This window comes from Streptomyces sp. NPDC091280 (assembly GCF_044768565.1).
In the GTDB taxonomy this organism is placed as follows: Bacteria; Actinomycetota; Actinomycetes; order Streptomycetales; family Streptomycetaceae; genus Streptomyces.
The window spans coordinates 149,055-166,662 of record NZ_JBIVUZ010000002.1; the positions used below are offsets into that span (position 1 = coordinate 149,055).

15 protein-coding genes are annotated in these 17,608 nt (G+C 71.4%); 9 read left to right on the forward strand and 6 right to left on the reverse strand.

Annotation, left to right across the window (positions count from 1 at the left end; translation table 11 throughout):
- Positions 1–2: 2 nt before the first annotated feature.
- Positions 3–1,022, reverse strand: coding sequence for a carbohydrate kinase family protein (locus tag ACIQPR_RS07240; protein WP_403643287.1), 1,020 nt, complete (start codon positions 1,020–1,022; stop codon positions 3–5).
- Positions 1,023–1,149: 127 nt separating this feature from the next.
- Here ACIQPR_RS07240 and ACIQPR_RS07245 point away from each other — a divergent pair, with 127 nt between their 5' ends.
- The 5 genes from ACIQPR_RS07245 (at position 1,150) to ACIQPR_RS07265 (ending at position 8,806) form a co-directional block, all read left to right on the forward strand.
- Positions 1,150–1,914, forward strand: a complete 765-nt coding sequence (locus tag ACIQPR_RS07245) for a DeoR/GlpR family DNA-binding transcription regulator (RefSeq protein ID WP_403643290.1) — start codon at positions 1,150–1,152, stop codon at positions 1,912–1,914.
- Positions 1,911–3,248, forward strand: coding sequence for a 6-phospho-beta-glucosidase (locus tag ACIQPR_RS07250; protein ID WP_403643293.1), 1,338 nt, complete (start codon positions 1,911–1,913; stop codon positions 3,246–3,248). Before ACIQPR_RS07245 ends, ACIQPR_RS07250 begins: the two co-directional genes overlap by 4 nt.
- 102 nt (positions 3,249–3,350) lie before the next feature.
- A complete protein-coding gene (locus tag ACIQPR_RS07255; protein WP_403643296.1) occupies positions 3,351–6,407 on the forward strand; it encodes an alpha-mannosidase in 3,057 nt (1,018 codons plus the stop codon).
- Between the two features lie 87 nt (positions 6,408–6,494).
- Positions 6,495–7,745 (forward strand): alpha-L-fucosidase, encoded by a 1,251-nt coding sequence (locus ACIQPR_RS07260; protein ID WP_403643299.1) that lies wholly within the window; start codon positions 6,495–6,497, stop codon positions 7,743–7,745.
- Between the two features lie 176 nt (positions 7,746–7,921).
- Entirely contained in the window at positions 7,922–8,806 is an 885-nt protein-coding gene (locus tag ACIQPR_RS07265; protein WP_403643302.1) for a sulfotransferase family protein, read from the forward strand.
- A 3-nt stretch (positions 8,807–8,809) separates the two neighbouring features.
- Here ACIQPR_RS07265 and ACIQPR_RS07270 read toward each other — a convergent pair whose 3' ends face one another.
- A complete protein-coding gene (locus ACIQPR_RS07270; RefSeq protein ID WP_403643305.1) occupies positions 8,810–10,495 on the reverse strand; it encodes a carbohydrate binding domain-containing protein in 1,686 nt (561 codons plus the stop codon).
- 155 nt (positions 10,496–10,650) lie between these two features.
- Positions 10,651–11,799 carry an ATP-grasp domain-containing protein gene (locus tag ACIQPR_RS07275; RefSeq protein ID WP_403643308.1) on the reverse strand — a complete coding sequence of 383 codons (1,149 nt, stop codon included), beginning with the start codon at positions 11,797–11,799 and terminating at the stop codon, positions 10,651–10,653.
- A 322-nt stretch (positions 11,800–12,121) separates the two neighbouring features.
- Here ACIQPR_RS07275 and ACIQPR_RS07280 point away from each other — a divergent pair, with 322 nt between their 5' ends.
- On the forward strand, positions 12,122–13,030 hold the full coding sequence (locus ACIQPR_RS07280; protein WP_403643311.1) for a metallophosphoesterase family protein: 909 nt from the start codon (positions 12,122–12,124) through the stop codon (positions 13,028–13,030).
- The gene (locus ACIQPR_RS07285; RefSeq protein ID WP_403643314.1) at positions 12,978–13,658 is read left to right on the forward strand and encodes a 4'-phosphopantetheinyl transferase; all 681 of its coding nucleotides are present in this window, start codon (positions 12,978–12,980) and stop codon (positions 13,656–13,658) included. Before ACIQPR_RS07280 ends, ACIQPR_RS07285 begins: the two co-directional genes overlap by 53 nt.
- Before the next feature lie 6 nt (positions 13,659–13,664).
- Here the strand turns inward: ACIQPR_RS07285 and ACIQPR_RS07290 are convergent, their stop codons facing one another.
- Positions 13,665–13,892 carry a hypothetical protein gene (locus ACIQPR_RS07290; RefSeq protein ID WP_403643317.1) on the reverse strand — a complete coding sequence of 76 codons (228 nt, stop codon included), beginning with the start codon at positions 13,890–13,892 and terminating at the stop codon, positions 13,665–13,667.
- Between the two features lie 218 nt (positions 13,893–14,110).
- Between ACIQPR_RS07290 and ACIQPR_RS07295 the strand changes: the two genes are divergently transcribed.
- Positions 14,111–15,136, forward strand: a complete 1,026-nt coding sequence (locus ACIQPR_RS07295; protein ID WP_403643320.1) for an alpha/beta fold hydrolase — start codon at positions 14,111–14,113, stop codon at positions 15,134–15,136.
- A 33-nt stretch (positions 15,137–15,169) separates the two neighbouring features.
- Here ACIQPR_RS07295 and ACIQPR_RS07300 read toward each other — a convergent pair whose 3' ends face one another.
- Positions 15,170–15,826, reverse strand: a complete 657-nt coding sequence (locus ACIQPR_RS07300) for a helix-turn-helix domain-containing protein (RefSeq protein ID WP_403643323.1) — start codon at positions 15,824–15,826, stop codon at positions 15,170–15,172.
- A gap of 223 nt (positions 15,827–16,049) precedes the next feature.
- On the opposite strand from ACIQPR_RS07300, the gene ACIQPR_RS07305 reads away from it, so the two are divergent.
- Entirely contained in the window at positions 16,050–16,712 is a 663-nt protein-coding gene (locus ACIQPR_RS07305) for a hypothetical protein (RefSeq protein ID WP_403643325.1), read from the forward strand.
- Between the two features lie 99 nt (positions 16,713–16,811).
- On the opposite strand, the gene ACIQPR_RS07310 is transcribed toward ACIQPR_RS07305, so the two are convergent.
- Positions 16,812–17,573 carry a cache domain-containing protein gene (locus tag ACIQPR_RS07310; RefSeq protein WP_403643328.1) on the reverse strand — a complete coding sequence of 254 codons (762 nt, stop codon included), beginning with the start codon at positions 17,571–17,573 and terminating at the stop codon, positions 16,812–16,814.
- Between the last annotated feature and the right edge of the window lie 35 nt (positions 17,574–17,608).

The window sequence follows — 17,608 nt, forward strand, 5'->3', positions numbered from 1 at the left end:
GGTCAGGGCTGCCGGGCGGGCGGGGTGACGGGCGCGTGGCGCACCGGGGGGCCCACGTCCGCCGGCAGGCGGTCGGCGAGGAAGCCGTAGGTCCGCTTCAGGCCGGGGTCGGTCAGTGAGCGCCACCAGCGGTCGACGCCGTACCAGCCGGGGGCGGCGAGGGCGCCGCCGTGCTGCTGGACGGAGAGTCCGGCCGACAGGACCGCGAACCGCAGCCGTTCGGCCAGCGGCCAGCCGGCCAGCGAGGCGGTGACGAAGCTGGCCCCGAAGACGTCCCCGGCGCCGGTCGCGTCCAGGACGTCCACGGCCAGGGCCGGGACCTCCGCGTACTCCCCGGTGATCTGGTCGACGGCGACAGCGCCGTCCCCGCCCCGGGTGACGACCGCCACCGGTACCAGCTCGGCGAGCGTGCCGAGGGCCGCCACCGCGCTGTCGGTGCGGGTGTAGGCCATCGCCTCGGTCTCGTTCGGGAGGAAGGCGTGGCACAGCGCGAGCTGGTCGAGGAGGTCGCGGGACCACTCCTGGGTGGGGTCCCAGCCGACGTCCGCGTAGACGTGGGTGCCGTTCGCGGCGGCCTTGGCGATCCACTCGCGCGGCTCGGCCTCGATGTGCACCAGCGCCGTGCGCGCCTCGGGCGGGTCGCCCATCAGCGTGTCCTGCGAGTACGGGGGTTCCTGGCCGTGGGTGACCAGCGCCCGGTCGTCGCCGGTCGCGAGCGAGACGGTGACGGGGGTGGGCCAGCCGTCCGCGGTGCGGGAGAGCGAGAGGTCGATGTTCTCCTGGTCGCACAGGACGTCCCGGCAGTACTCGCCGTAGAAGTCGTCCCCGAAGACCGTGGCCAGCGAGGTGCGCAGGCCGAAGCGGGCGGTGGCCACCGCGAGGTTCGCGATGCCGCCCGGGCCGCAGCCCATGCCGGCCGTCCAGATCTCCTCGCCCGGCGTCGGCGGCTTTCCCAGACCCGTCAGGACGAGGTCGTAGAAGAGCAGCCCGGTCAGCAGCACATCGGGCCTGTCGTCGTCCACGCGCACCACCTCTCGTCAAAACTCGTCATTTTCGATGCCGGAATCGTGCGCTGCTCGGGGAGATTGGTCAATACCCGAGCAGAACTGAGCATAGAAATGATTGAAGATGACGAGTAGTGTGCACCGCGTGCTGGCAGAACGACGACACCAACTCATCCTGCGGGCCCTTCGCTCCGGTGGCCCCGCCTCTGTGACCGACCTCTCCGAGCAACTCGGCGTGAGTCCGGCCACCATCCGGCGCGACCTGCTCAAACTGGAGGAGGACGGGCTGCTCACACGTGTCCACGGCGGTGCCGTGGCCGACGAGGGCGACCAGCCCTTCGCCGAGGTGGCCGAGGTGCGGGTGGCCGAGAAGGACGCGATAGCCGCCCAGGCCGCCTCGATGGTCGCGGACGGCGAGTCGGTCCTCCTCGACATCGGCACCACCGCCTACCGGCTCGCCCGGCAACTGCGCGGTCGCCGGCTCACCGTGATCACCAGCAACCTCGTGGTCTACGAGGAGCTGGCCGACGACGAGGGCATCGAACTGGTGCTGCTCGGCGGCATGGTCCGGCGCGAGTACCGCTCCCTGGTGGGCTTCCTCACCGAGGACAACCTGCGCCAGCTGCACGCCGACTGGGTCTTCCTCGGCACCAGCGGGGTGCGGCCCGGCGGGCAGGTGATGGACACGACCGTCGTCGAGGTGCCGGTCAAACGGGCCATGATCAAGGCCGGCGAGAAGGTCGTCCTGCTCGCCGACGCGCAGAAGTTCCCGGGTACGGGCATGGCGAAGGTGTGCGGTCCCGAGGACCTGGACGCGGTCGTGACGAACGCCCCGGTCGACCCGGCGACCCGCTCCTCCCTGGAGGAAGCGGGCGTGGAGGTCGTCGTGGCAGGAAAGGTGCAAACGTGAGGTTGACGATTCTGGGCGGCGGCGGATTCCGGGTGCCGCTCGTGTACGGGGCACTGCTGACGGACCGCGGTGAGGGCCGGGTCACCGAGGTGGTGCTGCACGATCTCGACGACAGTCGACTGTATGCGGTCGCCCGTGTACTGGCCGAACAGGCCGCCACCGTGCCCGACGCCCCCACGATCACCGCCACCACGGACCTCGACGAGGCCCTGCGCGGCGCCGACTTCGTCTTCTCCGCGATCCGCGTCGGCGGCCTGGAGGGCCGGGCGAACGACGAGCGGGTGGCCCTCGCGGAAGGCGTCCTCGGCCAGGAGACGGTCGGCGCCGGCGGTATCGCCTACGGTCTACGAACCGTCCCCGTGGCCGTCGACATCGCCCGGCGCGTGGCCCGCCTCGCCCCCGACGCCTGGGTCATCAACTTCACCAACCCGGCGGGCCTGGTCACCGAGGCCATGTCCCGCCACCTCGGCGACCGCGTCATCGGCATCTGCGACTCCCCGGTCGGCCTCGGCCGCCGTATCGCCAAGGTGCTGGGCGCCAACCCGCGCGAGGCCTTCATCGACTACGTCGGCCTCAACCACCTCGGCTGGGTACGCGGCCTGCGGGTCGCGGGCCGCGACGAACTCCCGCGCCTGCTCGCCGACCCCGACCTGCTCGGCTCCTTCGAGGAGGGCAAGCTCTTCGGCACCGACTGGCTCCAGTCGCTGGGCGCCATCCCGAACGAGTACCTGCACTACTACTACTTCAACCGCGAGACCGTGCGCGCCTACCGCGAGGTCGAGCGGACCCGCGGCGCCTTCCTGCGCGACCAACAGGCCCAGTTCTACGACGAGATGAAGCGCCCCGACGCCGCCGCGCTGACCGCCTGGGACCGCACCCGCGCCGAGCGCGAGGCGACCTACATGTCGGAGAACCGGGAGACCGCAGGCGCCGGCGAGCGCGACGCCGACGATCTCTCCGGCGGGTACGAGAAGGTCGCCCTCGCCCTGATGCGGGCCATCGCCCGCGACGAGCGCACCACCCTGATCCTCAACGTCCGCAACCAGGGCGCCCTGTCCGTCCTCGACGCGGACGCCGTCATCGAGGTGCCGTGCCTGGTCGACGCCAACGGCGCCCACCCGGTCGCGGTCGCCCCGCTGCCCGACCACGCCACCGGCCTGGTCTGCGCGGTCAAGGGCGTCGAGCGCGAGGTCCTCGCGGCGGCCGAGAACGGCTCCCGCGCGACCGCGGTGAAGGCCTTCGCGCTGCACCCGCTGGTCGACTCCGTGAATGTCGCGCGCCGCCTGGTCGAGGGCTACACCGAGGTCCACCCGGGTCTGGCGTACCTTAAGTAGGCATCGTTCGGTAAGCGCTTTCCCCCGAGATCTCGGCAGCGAGTTCTCACCAGCTCCCCAAGCTCTCAGCAGCTCAGCTCCCTGGTTCCCTGGAGACCTCCCATGCACGACGAACGCAGCCGGATCGAGGAGCGCGTCCAGCGCGCCCACGACCAGCGGATCAAGCCCGCGATCTACGCGGCCACCGCGCCCTTCACGGTCGAGGCCTGGCAGGCCCCGGGTGAGCCGGTCTCCTTCGAAGAGGCGGCGGCGGCGCCGTACGCGCCGTTCGCGATGGACACCCCCTGGGGTCCGCCCTGGGGCACCACCTGGTTCCGGATGCGCGGACAGGTGCCCGCGGAGTGGGCCGGGAAGCGCGTCGAGGCCGTCATCGACCTCGGGTTCGTGGGCGACTGGCCGGGCAACCAGGCCGAGGCGCTGGTCCACCTCGCGGACGGGACGCCGCTGAAGGCGGTCAACCCGCTCAACCAGTACGTCGCGATCGCCAACCCGGCCGCGGGCGGCGAGGTGATCGACTACCTGGTCGAGGCGGCCTCCAACCCCGACATCCTCGCCGACAACTTCTCGAAGACGACACCGCTCGGCGATGTACTGACCGCGGGCGACCGTCCACTGTATACATTCCGCCGCGCCGACCTCGCCGTCCTCGACGAGGAGGTCTTCCACCTCGACCTCGACGTCCAGGTGCTGCGCGAACTCATGCTGGAACTGGGCGAGCACGACCCCCGCCGGCACGAGATCATGCACGCCCTCGACCGCGCCCTCGACCTCCTCGACCTCGACGACGTCGCCGGTACGGCCGCCGACGTCCGGGCCGCGCTCAAGCCGGTGCTCTCCAAGCCCGCCAACGCCAGCGCGCACATCGTCTCCGGCGTCGGGCACGCGCACATCGACTCGGCGTGGCTGTGGCCGATCCGCGAGACCAAGCGCAAGACGTCCCGCACCTTCTCGAACGTGACCTCGCTCGCCGACGAGTACGAGGACTTCATCTTCGCCTGCTCCCAGGCCCAGCAGTACGAGTGGGTGCGCGACAACTACCCGCAGGTGTGGGCCCGGATCCAGGAGTCCGTCAAGCGCGGCCAGTGGGCGCCGGTCGGCGGCATGTGGGTCGAGTCCGACGGCAACCTGCCCGGCGGCGAGGCCATCGCGCGCCAGCTCATCCACGGCAAGCGGTTCTTCATCGAGCACTTCGGCGTCGAGACCAAGGGCGTCTGGCTGCCCGACTCCTTCGGCTACAACGCGGCCTACCCGCAGCTCGCCAAGCTCGCCGGCAACGAGTGGTTCCTCACCCAGAAGATCTCCTGGAACCAGACCAACAAGTTCCCCCACCACACCTTCTGGTGGGAGGGCATCGACGGCACCCGCATCTTCACCCACTTCCCGCCGGTCGACACCTACAACGCCCGCTTCAGCGGCGAGGAGATGTCCCGCGCGGTCCGCAACTACGCGGAGAAGGGCGGCGCGACGCGCTCGCTGGCCCCCTTCGGCTGGGGCGACGGCGGTGGCGGCCCCACCCGCGAGATCATGGAACGGGCGCGCCGGCTCGCCGACTTGGAGGGCTCCCCGAAGGTCGTCGTCGAGCACCCCGACGAGTTCTTCGCCAAGGCGCGCGCCGAGTACCCCGACGCCCCGGTCTGGGTCGGCGAGCTCTACCTCGAACTCCACCGCGCCACCTACACCTCCCAGGCCCGCACCAAGCAGGGCAACCGGCGCAGCGAACACCGGCTGCGCGAGGCCGAGTTGTGGGCGACCACGGCCGCGCTGCACGTACCGGGCTACGCCTACCCCTACGAGAAGCTCGACCGGCTGTGGAAGACGGTGCTGCTGCACCAGTTCCACGACATCCTTCCCGGTTCCTCGATCGCCTGGGTGCACCGCGAGGCCGAGGCCGAATACGCCCGGGTGGCAACGGAGTTGGAGGAGCTGACGGCGGCGGCCGTGGCCGCGCTGGGCGGCGGCGCGACCCGGGTCTTCAACACCAGCCCCTACGACCGCGCCGAGGTCATCCGCACCGCGACCGGCGTGCCCATGTACGCGACGGTCCCCGCCAACGGCAGCGCCCCGCTGGCCGCCGAGTACGTCCCGCAGGCGGTGAGCGTCACCGACCGCGTCCTCGACAACGGCATCGTCCGCGTCGAACTCGCCGACGACGGGACCCTCGCCTCCGTGCGCGACCTGCGCCACGGCGGCCGTGAGGTCCTCGCCGACCAGGGCAACCTGCTGCGCCTGCACACCGACCTCCCCAACTACTGGGACGCGTGGGACGTCGACAAGCACTACAAGAACCGCTTCACCGACCTCCTGGACGCCGACTCGATCACGGTCGTCGAGCAGGACCCGCTGCTCGGCGCGATCCGTGTGGAGCGGTCCTTCGGTAAGGGCTCGAAGATCACGCAGACGATCACCGTCCGCGCGGGCAGTGCCCGGATCGACTTCGAGACCGACATCGACTGGCACGAGGCCGAGAAGTTCCTCAAGGCAGGCTTCCCGGTGGACATCCGGGCGGCGCACTCTTCCGCCGAGATCCAGTTCGGCCACATCCAGCGGCCCACGCACACCAACACCAGCTGGGAGGCGGCCCGTTTCGAGGTCTCCGGCCACCGCTGGGTGCACCTCGCCGAGCCCGGCTACGGCGTCGCCGTCATCAACGACTCGACGTACGGCCACGACGTCTCCCGCACCGTCCGCGAGGACGGCGGTACGACGACCACGGTCCGGCTGAGCCTGGTGCGCGCCCCGCGCATCCCGGACCCGGGCGCCGACCAGGGCAGGCACCGCTTCGTCTACTCGCTGCTGCCCGGCGCGAGCATCGAGGACGCGGTCGCCGAGGGCTACGCCCTCAACCTCCCGCTGCGCGTGGCCGATTCGGACGGCGCCCCGCAGCCGGTCGTCTCCGTGGACGGCGACGGCATCACCGTCGAGGCGGTCAAGCTCGCCGACGACGAGTCCGGCGACGTAGTGGTCCGCCTCTACGAGTCGAGCGGCGGCCGTGCCGAGGGCGTACTGCGCACGGGCTTCCCGCTCGCGGGCGCCGGCATCACCGATCTGCTGGAGCGCCCGCTGGAGGACGCCCCGACCGACGGCGACTCGGTCGCGGTGACCCTGCGGCCCTTCCAGATCCTGACGCTCCGTCTGAAGCGGGCGGGCGCAGGTCAGTAGAACCCCAGGGGGCGGGACCGGTTGTCGCACACCGGTTCCGCCCCCTGGCCTTTCCCCGACTGGCCTTGTACACAACGGAGTTCAGCCGTGCCCATGCAACCGTGGTTCACCGACGCCAAGTTGGGGATCTTCGTCCACTGGGGGATCTACGCCGTCGACGGTGTCCAGGAGTCCTGGTCGTTCTACGACGACATCGTGCCGCACGACCGGTACATGTCCCAGCTCGACCGCTTCACCGGCGCGCACTACGACCCGCGCGCCTGGGCCGACCTGTTCGCCCGCGCGGGCGCGAAGTACGCCGTCCTCACCAGCCGCCACCACGACGGAGTGGCCCTGTGGGACACGGAGTTCGGGGATCTCAACCTCGGCCGGGACTACCTCACCGGGTACGCCGACGCCCTTCGCGAGCAGGGCCTCAAGGTCGGCCTCTACTACTCGCACTCCGACTGGAACCACCCCGACTACGCCACCACCCGCAAGCCCGGCCGCCCGCCGGAGCTGGAGGACAACCGGTACTCCGAGTGCTCCGCGCAGGACGAGGACCTGGCGGCCTGGGAGCGCTTCATCGCCTACCGGGACGGCCAGATACGGGAGTTGGCCTCCCGCTACCGGCCCGACCTGATGTGGTTCGACGGCGAGTGGGACCGCAGCGAGGAGCAGTGGCGCATCAAGGACCTCGCCGCGCTGATCCGCTCGTACGCACCGCACGTCGTGTTCAACGCCCGCATGCTCAGCGAGGGCGACTACGCGACACCGGAGCAGGGCGCCCCCATCGAACCCCCGGACGGGCCCTGGGAGTTGTGCCTCACCATCAACGACTCGTGGGGCTATCAGCACCACGACGACAACCACAAGTCGCTGAGCCAGCTGATCCGTTACTTCACGGAGACGATCGGTGGGGGCGGCAACCTCCTCCTGGACGTCGGCCCGATGGAGGACGGCACCGTCCCGCAGCCGCAGGTCGAGCGCCTCGAAGGCCTGGGGGAGTGGATCCGCAAGCACTCCGACGCCGTGTACGGCACGGTCCGCGGCCTGCCGGCCGGGCACCACTACGGGCCGAGTACCCTCTCCGCGGACGGCCGCACCCTCTACCTCACCCTGTTCGACGTCCCACGCGCCGAGATCGGTGTCCGGGGGCTGGTCACCCCGGTCCGCCGGGTCACCGTGCTCGGCACCGGCACCGAACTCGCCCACCGGGTGATCGGCGGCCTGCACGAGGCGGTCGGCGTGCTGTGGATCGACCCGCCCGCCGAGGCCGACCTCGACCCGCACGCGACCGTGCTCGCGGTGGAACTCGACGGGGAACTGGAGCTGTACCGGGGCTCGGGCCGCTTCTGAGCGCCGTGCGCGTCCCAAGGCGCGGACCAGTTCCCATGAAGAATTAAGGAAACGGTAAGTGGGCAGGTCGGCGGCCCTTCTCGACCGTTTTCCGCAGCCGGCGTTCGACTCCGTGACACCTGGAGTTCGCCTGCTCCCTCTGGGATCCGAGGGAACGGCGAGAGAAAGGTGTCAGCATGCGAGACCCGCGGATGTCCGCGATCGGCAAGGGGCTCAGGCGGCGGGGGAGGCTGATGGCGCAGGCGGTCAGCCCGCCGCGCCGCCACCTCGACGCGCTGCCCGCGCCCCGGCCCGCCGCCGACGCCTACACCGCGCCGCGCGCCCCGCGCCTGGTGGACTCGCCGGTGTTCGTGCTGTCCTCCGTGCGCTCCGGGTCCACGCTGCTGCGGGTCCTGATGAACAGCCACAGCCGCATCCGCGCCCCGCACGAGATGCATCTGCGGACCCTGCACGTCCATCTCTCCCGCGAGTTCACCGACGACGCGATGCGGGCGCTCGCGCTCGACAAGGAGGAACTGGAACACGTCCTGTGGGACCGGGTGCTCCACCTCGAACTGGAGCGCAGCGGCAAGGACGTCATCGTCGACAAGACCCCGCCCAACACCCTCATGTGGCCGCGCCTGCACCGATGTTGGCCGCACGCCCGCTACATCCTGCTGCTGCGCCACCCCGGTGCGGTGCTCGCCTCGCTCACCGCGCGCCGGGACGATCCCGACCACGCGGCGATCCGCGCCGAAGTCCTGGGCTACGCCGAGAAGTTGGAGGAGGCCCGGCAGCATCTCGACGCCCACGTCATGACCTACGAGGACCTCACCGCGCACCCGGAGAAGGCGACCCGGGACCTGTGCGCCTACCTCGGTGTCCCCTGGGAGAGCGGCATGCTCGACTACGGCAGCAAGGACCACGGTCTCTACCGGCCCCAGCTCGGTGACTGGAGCAGCACCCTGAAGTCGGGCCGGGTCCAGCCCGCCCGCACGGCCGATCCGGCCGTGGAACTGCCGTCCAGGCTCGCGGAGTTGGCGCGGGCGTGGGGGTACCCGGACGAGGCACCCCCACGCTGACGCTCAGCCGGTGAAACCGGCCGTGATGGATGTGAACTGCCAGGTGCTCTGGTTGATGCCGGAGCAGTTGCTGACCACCCCGCCACCGGCGCACGGCCGGTCGCGGTTGACGGCCCAGTAGGCGAGCCGGGCGATGTGGTGCGCGTTGGACCAGTCGCGGATCTGGGTCCAGATCGCCGGAGTGGTGTTCTCCTGCTGGTCGCTGAGACCGTTCATGCCGGAGATCCCGATGTGCGCGTAGGCCGTCGCGTCGTCCCACCCGAAGGTGGACTTCAGCTTGGCCTTCAGGCCCTCGGCCGCCGCGACCGTGTTGCCGTACATGTCGGAACCGCCGCCGAAGTCGAACGGCATGATGGTGAAGACGTCGATACCGGCGTTCAGCGACTGCGCCTGCTCGATCAGCCGGTTGCCGTAGTACGTCGGGCCGGTGGTCGAGGTGCCGAAGGTGACGATCGTGCGCAGGCCGGGGTTGTTGGCCTTGACGGTCTTCAGCGCGGTGAGGATCTTCGCCTGGACGGCCTCGTTCTCGAACTCGTCCGTGTTCTCGATGTCCATGTCGATGGCCTTGAGGCCATAGGCGCTGATCACCTTCTGCAGCGCCCCGGCGAGCGCGCTCGCGGAGGAGCAGTTGGCGCCGAGCTTGCTGCCCTGCCAGCCGCCGAACGACGGCACGATGTCACCGCCGGCCGCGCGGATCTGGTTGATCGCGGTCTGGTCGACGCCGCCGGTCAGCGCCCGGCTGCCGTCCCAGGCGGGGGTGCAGCCGCCGGAGTCCAGCACGAACGCCATCGTGAACCACTTGACGCCCGTCGCGGCCATCACCGTCGCCGGGTTCGGCGGGTCGCCCCACCCTTCGTACAGATAGGGCGCGGCCTGCTTGAAGCCGGTGCCGCCGCCGGTGCCCGCGTCCGTGGTGACGCTCACGGAGTTGGAGGCCGCGGAGGAGTTCCCGGCCGCGTCCCGCGCCTTCACGGTGAAGGTGTAGGCGGTGCTGGAGGAGAGCCCGCTGACGGTGGCACTCCTACCGGAGACGCTGAGGACCTGGTTGGAGCCGCTGTAGATGTCGTACGCCGTGACGCCCACGTTGTCCGTCGAGGCGCCCCAGGACAGGGACACGCTGGAGGACGTCTTGCCCGTGGAGGTCAGTCCGGTGGGCGCGGTCGGCGCCTGGGTGTCACCGCCGCCACCGCCGCCGGGACCGTCGAGGCTGATGTCGTCCGCGTAGTAGGTGCCCTGCGCGTACCAGCCGTGGACGTAGATGGTGGCGCTGGTCTGGGTGGCGCCGGTCGTGAACGACGTCGTCAACTGCGCGTACGCCGACGGGGACGAAGTCCACGTGGAGGAACCGCCGTTGACACCGAGGTAGACATAACTGCCGCGCACCCAGCCGCTGAGCGAGTACGCCGTGTTCGGTTGCACGGCGACCGTCTGGGAGCACTGTGCGGTGTCGCTCGAACTCACCGCGCCCGCAAGGGCCTTGGAGCCGCCGTGCACCGGAGAGGAGACCACCGAGCCGAGGTTTCCGGTGCAGGACCAGGGGGAGAGGGAGCCCGACTCGAAGCCGGGGTTGGTCAGGACGTTGGCCGCCTGCGCGGTACCGGGCAGCGCGATGGCCCCGGCCATGGCCAGGGCTGCGGTACCGAGCAAAGCGAGGAGGCGACGTCTGGAACGTCTGAGTGTGTCGCGCACGCGATCTCCCTGAAGGAATGGGGGTGTTCGGGAGTACAGGAAGGTGCGCAACCAAGCTGGTATGGACCAATCATGGTGTCAAGGTGCTGCGCCATGATTGGTCCAGACCGGTATGGAGTTGTAGTGCGGTGGAGGGGGACGGGGGCTTCGGAGGCCTAGGCGCGGGCCGCCGCGTGGCTGCCCAGCTCCGGTGCGAGGGCGCTCTCCGGCTCCGCCTCGGTCTGCGCCGGGACCGTCGCGGGCAGCGGCTCCGACTCCTCCGCGCGCTGGTGCGGGAGGGTCACGGGACGCAGCTGACGCGGGCCCGAGACCACCGCGTAGTCCGCGCCCAGGAACGGCGGCTCCATCGTGCCCGGGTCCTCGCCGAGCGCCAACTGCACAGCCGCCCAAGGGGCGTTGACCCCGCACAGCGACAGCTGGTGCAGCCCGCCCGCGGGCCGGGTGTTGACGTCCATCAGTACGGGCGTCTCGCCGAACATGCGGAACTGGATGTTGGAGAGGTAGTGCAGCCCGAAGCCCTCCGCGATCCGGCGGGCCGGCTCCAGCCACTGCTCGTGCAGGGTGAAACCGCGTCGGCGGCCGTTCTTCGTGCGGCCCACCGCGAGCCGGACCAGGTTGTCGGGACCGGTCAGGCAGTCCACCGACACCTCCGGCTCCTCCAGGCGCGGCATGACCAGCCAGTCGACCTGCTCGTCGGCCTGCTCCAGCGCGTCGACGACCGTGTCGAGCGGGACGTAGGGGCTCGGGAAGCCGTTGAGGTGCATGAGCGAGAAGGGGGCGCGCGTGATCACCCGGAAGCCCACCCCGCCCGCGCCGGACGCCGGCTTGAAGCACGCCTTGTGCCCGGCGGCCTCCAACTCCTCGACGGCGGCCACGAGTTCGGGGGCCGTGCGGACGCGCCACCACGGCGGCACGGGCACGCCGATCGCCTGGACGGCCTCGTAGGCGATCACCTTGTCGTGGAAGACGGCGACGGCCTCGGGGGTCGGCGCCAGCAGCGCCGTGCCCACCGCCTCGAAGTCCGCGCGGTGCGCCACGATCTCCGACTGGTGCAGTCGGGGCACGAACACGTCGATGCCGCGACGGGCGCACTGGTCGAGCGCGAACTCGACGTATCCGGCCGGGGACAGGCCCTCGGGCTCGAAGTCGGCGGTGTCGGCCGCGGCCAGTACGGGGGAGTCCGCGTCGCCGTGCGTGGCATGGATCTCGACGGCCCGATCGCTGGGATTTCTCCGCAGCTGATCCATGAAGAACACGTTCTCCGCGTACGTGCGGTTGAGCCAGACGCGTACGCGAGAGACCATGCAGGGCCGTCCTTTCGGGTTCGCGGGCACGGCGGAGCGAGGCCGTGCCCGGCCAGGGTGGTTGGAGGGACACCAAACCGCCCTCGGCGAAGAGGCGTTCGTGGCGGTGGTGTTGGGGCGATCATACGGCTTTCAAGGGGTGCCGCGTGCAACGCCCGTGTTACGGATTTCCCGATGCTGCCCACCCGGCACGTGAACTCCCGCCGTCGACCCGCCCCGACCTGCCCGCACGCCCCTGACGGCCCTCCCCGCCCGCCGTCTTGTCGCGCGCGGCGGGATGTGATCTCGTGACCTCATTCGTGCGCGGCTAAGGGGGCGAGAGGTGGAGTCGACGGCCGGTGGTGCCGGACAGCTGCTGGCCATCAGCGACCTGCACATCGGGTACGCCGAGAACCGCGCCCTGGTGGAGCGGATGCGCCCCGGCACGGACGAGGACTGGCTGATCGTGGCCGGCGACATCGCCGAGACAGTGTCCGACGTCCGCTGGGTCCTCGAACTCCTCGCCGGCCGCTTCCGCAAGGTCCTGTGGTCCCCCGGCAACCACGAACTGTGGACCCACCCCAAGGACCCCGTCACCCTGCGCGGAGTCGCCCGCTACGAACACCTCGTCGCCCTCTGCCGGGAACTGGGCGTCCTCACCCCCGAGGACCCCTACCCCCTCTGGGAGGGCCCCGGCGGCCCGGTCGTCGTCGCCCCGCTCTTCCTCCTCTACGACTACTCGTTCCTCCCGCCCGGCTGCGCCACCAAGGACGAGGGACTGACGTACGCGCACGGCACCGGCATCGTCTGCAACGACGAGCTCCTGCTGCACCCCGACCCCTACCCCAGCCGCGAGGCCTGGTGCCGGGCCCGGGTCGCCGCGACCGAACGCCGCCTCGCCGAGATCCCCGACACCCTGCCCACGGTCCTGATCAACCACTACCCCCTGGACCGGCACCCCACCGAAGTCCTGTGGTACCCCGAGTTCGCCATGTGGTGCGGCACCACCCTGACCGCCGACTGGCACCGCAGATTCCGGGTGGACACCATGGTCTACGGCCATCTCCACATCCCGCGGACCACCCACCACGAGGGAGTCCGCTTCGAGGAGGTGTCCGTGGGATACCCCCGCGAGTGGCAGAAGCGCCCGGAACCCCCGGGACGACTGCGCCGCATCCTGCCGACGGAGGTCGCAGCCGGTGATCGAGGAACTGCTCCCGGAGTCCGTGGTGACCATGGAGACCCACGGTGACGAGGGGTTCCACGACACCCCGCTCTACCCCGAGGAGGCGGCCCGGGTGGCCCGCGCGGTGCCCAAGCGGCGGCGCGAGTTCACCGCCGTACGGGCCTGCGCCCGGCGCGCCATGGAGAAGCTCGGGGTGCCCCCGCAGCCGATCCTGCCCGGCGCCCACGGCGCGCCGATCTGGCCCGCCGGACTCATCGGCAGCATGACCCACTGCGACGGCTACTGCGGCGCCGCGCTGGCCCGCGCCACCGACCTCGCCTCGCTCGGCATCGACGCCGAACCCCACGCACCGCTCCCCGAGGGCGTCCTGCCCTCCGTCGCGCTGCCCGCCGAACAGGAACGCCTCACCCGGCTCGCGGCCCGCGTGCCCGCCGTGCACTGGGACCGGCTCCTGTTCAGCGCCAAGGAGTCCGTCTACAAGGCCTGGTTCCCCCTCACCGGGAAGTGGCTGGACTTCTCGGAGGCCGACATCGACCTCTTCGCGGACCCCGGCGACGAACCGCGCGGCGGCCTGCGCGCCCGTCTCCTCGTCCCCGGCCCGGTCCTCGGCGGCGAGCGCCTCGACACCTTCGAGGGCCGCTGGACCGTACGCCGGGGACTGGTCGCCACCGCGATCACGGTCCCCCGTCCGTGACCCCGCTCATCCCTGCGGGCACCAGTTCTCCAGCAGCCGGAAGAACGCCTCCTCGTTGCCAGCGAGTCCGGCGTCCGTCAGCGCCCGGTCCGCCTCGGCCAGCACCGAGGGTGGGACCAGCACCGGGCGCGGGTCGCCCGGCGGGCCGTCGAAGGCGGCTCTGACCGTGTGCAGCAGCCGTAGATAGGCCTGGACGGCGGCGCGCTCGCGGTCGGTCATCACGGCGGTCTGCATAGGACGGCTCTCCCCTGATCGGCGTCGTGCGCCCCCGCACGGCGGTGGCACGACTCCAGCTTGCCGCCTGCCACTGACAATCCCGTTTCCCCCGGCCCCGGTTCGCCCGCTTAGCGGAGGCGAAACGTCCCCGAAACCCCCCGTGGGACAGCGGCCCTACGCTGGGAGGAAGGGCTTTCGGCCGCCTGCGGGCGGCCAGGTGAACGGGAGGCGAGTGCGTGGAGGACGTCCCGGCACGGCGCCCGGAGCGCGCCGCACGGCTGCGCCCGGTGGGCGACGCGGAACTCACGCTCCAGTACCGCGTCGTGCACGGATACCGCCGTGCCTTCCGGATGGCCGGGCAGGGCCCGGCGCTCGTCCTCATCCACGGCATCGGCGACTCCTCGGCCACCTGGGCCGAACTGATCCCGCAGCTCGCCCGCACCCACACGGTGATCGCCCCCGACCTCCTCGGCCACGGCGCCTCCGACAAACCACGCGCCGACTACTCGGTGGCCGCCTACGCCAACGGCGTGCGCGACCTGCTCACCACCCTCGGCATCGAGTCCGCGACCCTGGTCGGGCACTCGCTGGGCGGGGGAGTGGCGATGCAGTTCGCCTACCAGTTCCCCGAACGCACCGAGCGGCTCGTCCTGGTCAGCGCCGGCGGTGTGGGCCGCGAGGTCAACCCCGTGCTGCGGCTCATCACGCTCCCGGGTGCCCATCTCGCCCTGCCCGCGCTGCGGTTGCCCGGCATGCGCCTCCAAGTCGGCCTCACCGTGGGCCTGATGAGGCTCCTCGACACCGACCTCGGCCAGGACGCCCCCGAACTCCTCACCGTGGTCGACGCGTTGCCGGACGAGACCGCCCGCAACGCCTTCATCCGCAGCCTGCGCGCGGTCGTCGACTGGCGCGGTCAGGTGGTGACCATGCTGGACCGCTGCTATCTGACCGAGGGCATGCCGACCATGCTGCTGTGGGGCGACCGCGACAGCGTGGTGCCGGTACGGCACGCCCACGGCGCCCACGAGGCCATGCCGGGCAGCCGGCTGGAGATCTTCGAGGGGTCGGGACACTTCCCGTTCCACACCGACCCGGCCCGATTCCTCGCCCTGGTCACGGAGTTCACCGCGACCACCACCCCGGCCCACTGGAGCCGCGAGCACTGGCGCGACCTCCTGCGCGAGGGCCGGCCCGGCACCACGGCCCGCAGCGGCGCCCTGGAACGGGACTTGAGGGAGGCGAGCGAACGCAGCGCGACCTGACACCCCGTCAACTGTCGGTGCTGCGGCCCCGGATCACGCCTCGGGGCGTTTCACGCTCTCCAGGAGCATGTCCAGCCACTCGGCGACCTTGTCGCGGTGCTGGTCGGTGGGCAACTGCGCGGCGCGCCAGGCGATTCCGCGCACCCCGTGGTCCTGGAGCAGCCGCTCCAGCGGGTCCCCGGCGGCCTCGGCCGCCGCCCGCTCGCGGTCGGCGAGCTTCTGCAACAGGTCCTGCTCGGCGCGCTGGAGGGCGCCCGCGAGGGCCTCGGGGTCCTCGGCCGTGAGGAATCCGGCGTGCACCCGGAAGAAGCGCTGGAGCGCGTCGCAGTGCTCCATGGTGGGACGCCGGTCGCCGTTGATGAGCGCGCCCGCCTGCTGACGGGACATGCCCGCGCCGTCCGCGATCTCCTGCTGGGTGTACCGGCGCCCGTTGGGCTTGAGCCGGGTACGGCGCAACAGGTCCAGGCGCTGAAGGAACCGCGCCTGCACATCGGGCTCGCCCGCCGGACGGCCGCTCAGCAGTGCTCTGACCACGGGGTCGGGGACACCGGAGGCCCTGGAGAGCCGGCCCACGTGGAAGACCTCGGCCTGCGGGACGTCGAGCCGCTCGGCGAGCGCGGTGACGCGGTCGACCACGGCGGGCAGCACGGCGCCCGCCGTCGCGCCCGGTACCTCGAAGCCATCCGACACCGACAGATCTCCTACGTCTCTCACAGGCTTCTCACAAACGGTCGCCGTGAACATCCCGGAGGGTAGCGGTTCGTTCGAACTCGCATCCAGGTCTCGCCACAACTGTGGCCAATTTCAGCCGTCAACCAACGTGAAATGCCACGATAGTTGACACGGCTCGCGTCGGGGCAGCAGGATCGGGGCGCCGCGAGAAGGCCGCATAGGCAAGAGGGGTGACCTCCCGATGGCGTATCAGGCAGGTGGGCAGCGGTCCGTACCGCGACCCGCCCCCGAGAGTCCCGAGGCCCAGGCGTATCTGCTGGACTACGCCGCACTGCTGGAGGCCGTCCCTTTTCCGTCCGTCGTCATGGACCACCGCTGGGACGTGGTGTTGACCAACGGCGCGTTCAAGTCACTTTTCCGCGCGGTCGGTCCGCATCCGACGGCGATGCCGGGCGACAACTTCCTCAGGTTCGTGCTCTTCCACCCCGACGCGGGCACGGTGCTCGGTGAGCACGAGTCGAGCTGGTGCCTGCCGATGCTGGCCCACTTCGCCTCCGCCGTGGAGAGCCACGGCCACGACCACGGCCTTCAGGCGATCCGCCGCGACATCGCCCAGGACCCCATCATGGAGGCCGCCTACCGGCAGGGCCTGCCGCACTGGATCCGCGCGGTGGGCGAGGAGGCCGTGGAACACGACGGCGCGGTGCGCCCGGTGCTGCACCCCGACCCGCGCTGGGGCGCCACGGACTGCCGGATCGTCGGCGAGACCCCCAAGACCCTTCAGAACATGGGCTATACGCGGCTGACCCTGGTCCTGCGCGAGGCCCGCCGCACCCCGCCGCCCAGGACCCGCAGGCCGGGCCGCGGCGCGGGACACCTCAGGGTGGTCCCGGCGGCCGACTGAGCCATCGCGCCGACTCCCGCCGAAGCACGCGTCAACTCCCGTCACGGCGGGCCGAGTTCCGCCGTGACTTGGACTCGCGCCGCCACCGGGCCGGTCGGGTCAGCGCTCGGCGACGGCCAGCACCAGCGGCACCCCGTCGCACGGCACCAGCCGCAGCCCGCGCGCGTACCCCGCCCGGCCCACCGCGAGCGCCTCCGCGAAGTCCGGGCCCTTGCTGAGCGAACCGACGAGATGGCACGGGTCGGTGGACGCGGCGACCCGGCCGCGCGCGTTCACCAGCCGTGCGGGCGCGGGCAGTTGACGCAGCATCGGCATCACGGCCGCCTCGAAGTGCCGTAGGTACACGTCCGCCGCGGCCACCCCCGCGAACCGTCCCGCCAACTGCACCGGCGCCGACAGGGTGAGGCTGTACTCGTCCGAGCAGAGGTAGTCGACGTACGGTCCGGCCACCGCGCGCTCCCCGGTGTCACGGGGCAGCGCGAACCAGTCCCAGTGCGTGTAGTCGGCGTACGCCGAGTGCTCGGGATCGAGGTCGAGCAACAGCGGCCGGACACCCCCGTCGGCGGTCGTCTGCCACCACTCCAGCCACGCCGGTACGTCGCCGAGCAGACCCGGCGCCGCGACGAAGCCGACGCCGGACACCAACTCGTGCCGGGCCAGCCGGAGATGGAGACCGGGGCGCAGCGCGGCGAGGTCCACGGTCGCGGGGTGGCGGCCCTGCGCCGACACCTCGGCGAGCACGGCGGTGGTGTCGGCGCGGGTGGCGGCCACGGCGTCGAAGACGGACTCCAGGGCCGAGCGGACGCCCGCCGCGACGGACTGCTCGGGTGCCGTGGCCGGCGGTGCCGTCGCGAGGCTCATGCGTGCCCTCCAGCAGACGGGGAGCGGGCGCGCGG

Bases quoted from the DNA above. Each gene is read 5' to 3' on its own strand.
- ACIQPR_RS07265 (WP_403643302.1), top strand. From the start codon at position 7,922: ATGCGAGACCCGCGGATGTCCGCGATCGGCAAGGGGCTCAGGCGGCGG.
- ACIQPR_RS07275 (WP_403643308.1), bottom strand. From the start codon at position 11,799: ATGGTCTCTCGCGTACGCGTCTGGCTCAACCGCACGTACGCGGAGAAC.
- ACIQPR_RS07290 (WP_403643317.1), bottom strand. From the start codon at position 13,892: ATGCAGACCGCCGTGATGACCGACCGCGAGCGCGCCGCCGTCCAGGCC.
- ACIQPR_RS07310 (WP_403643328.1), bottom strand. From the start codon at position 17,573: ATGAGCCTCGCGACGGCACCGCCGGCCACGGCACCCGAGCAGTCCGTC.
- ACIQPR_RS07305 (WP_403643325.1), top strand. From the start codon at position 16,050: ATGGCGTATCAGGCAGGTGGGCAGCGGTCCGTACCGCGACCCGCCCCC.
- ACIQPR_RS07255 (WP_403643296.1), top strand. From the start codon at position 3,351: ATGCACGACGAACGCAGCCGGATCGAGGAGCGCGTCCAGCGCGCCCAC.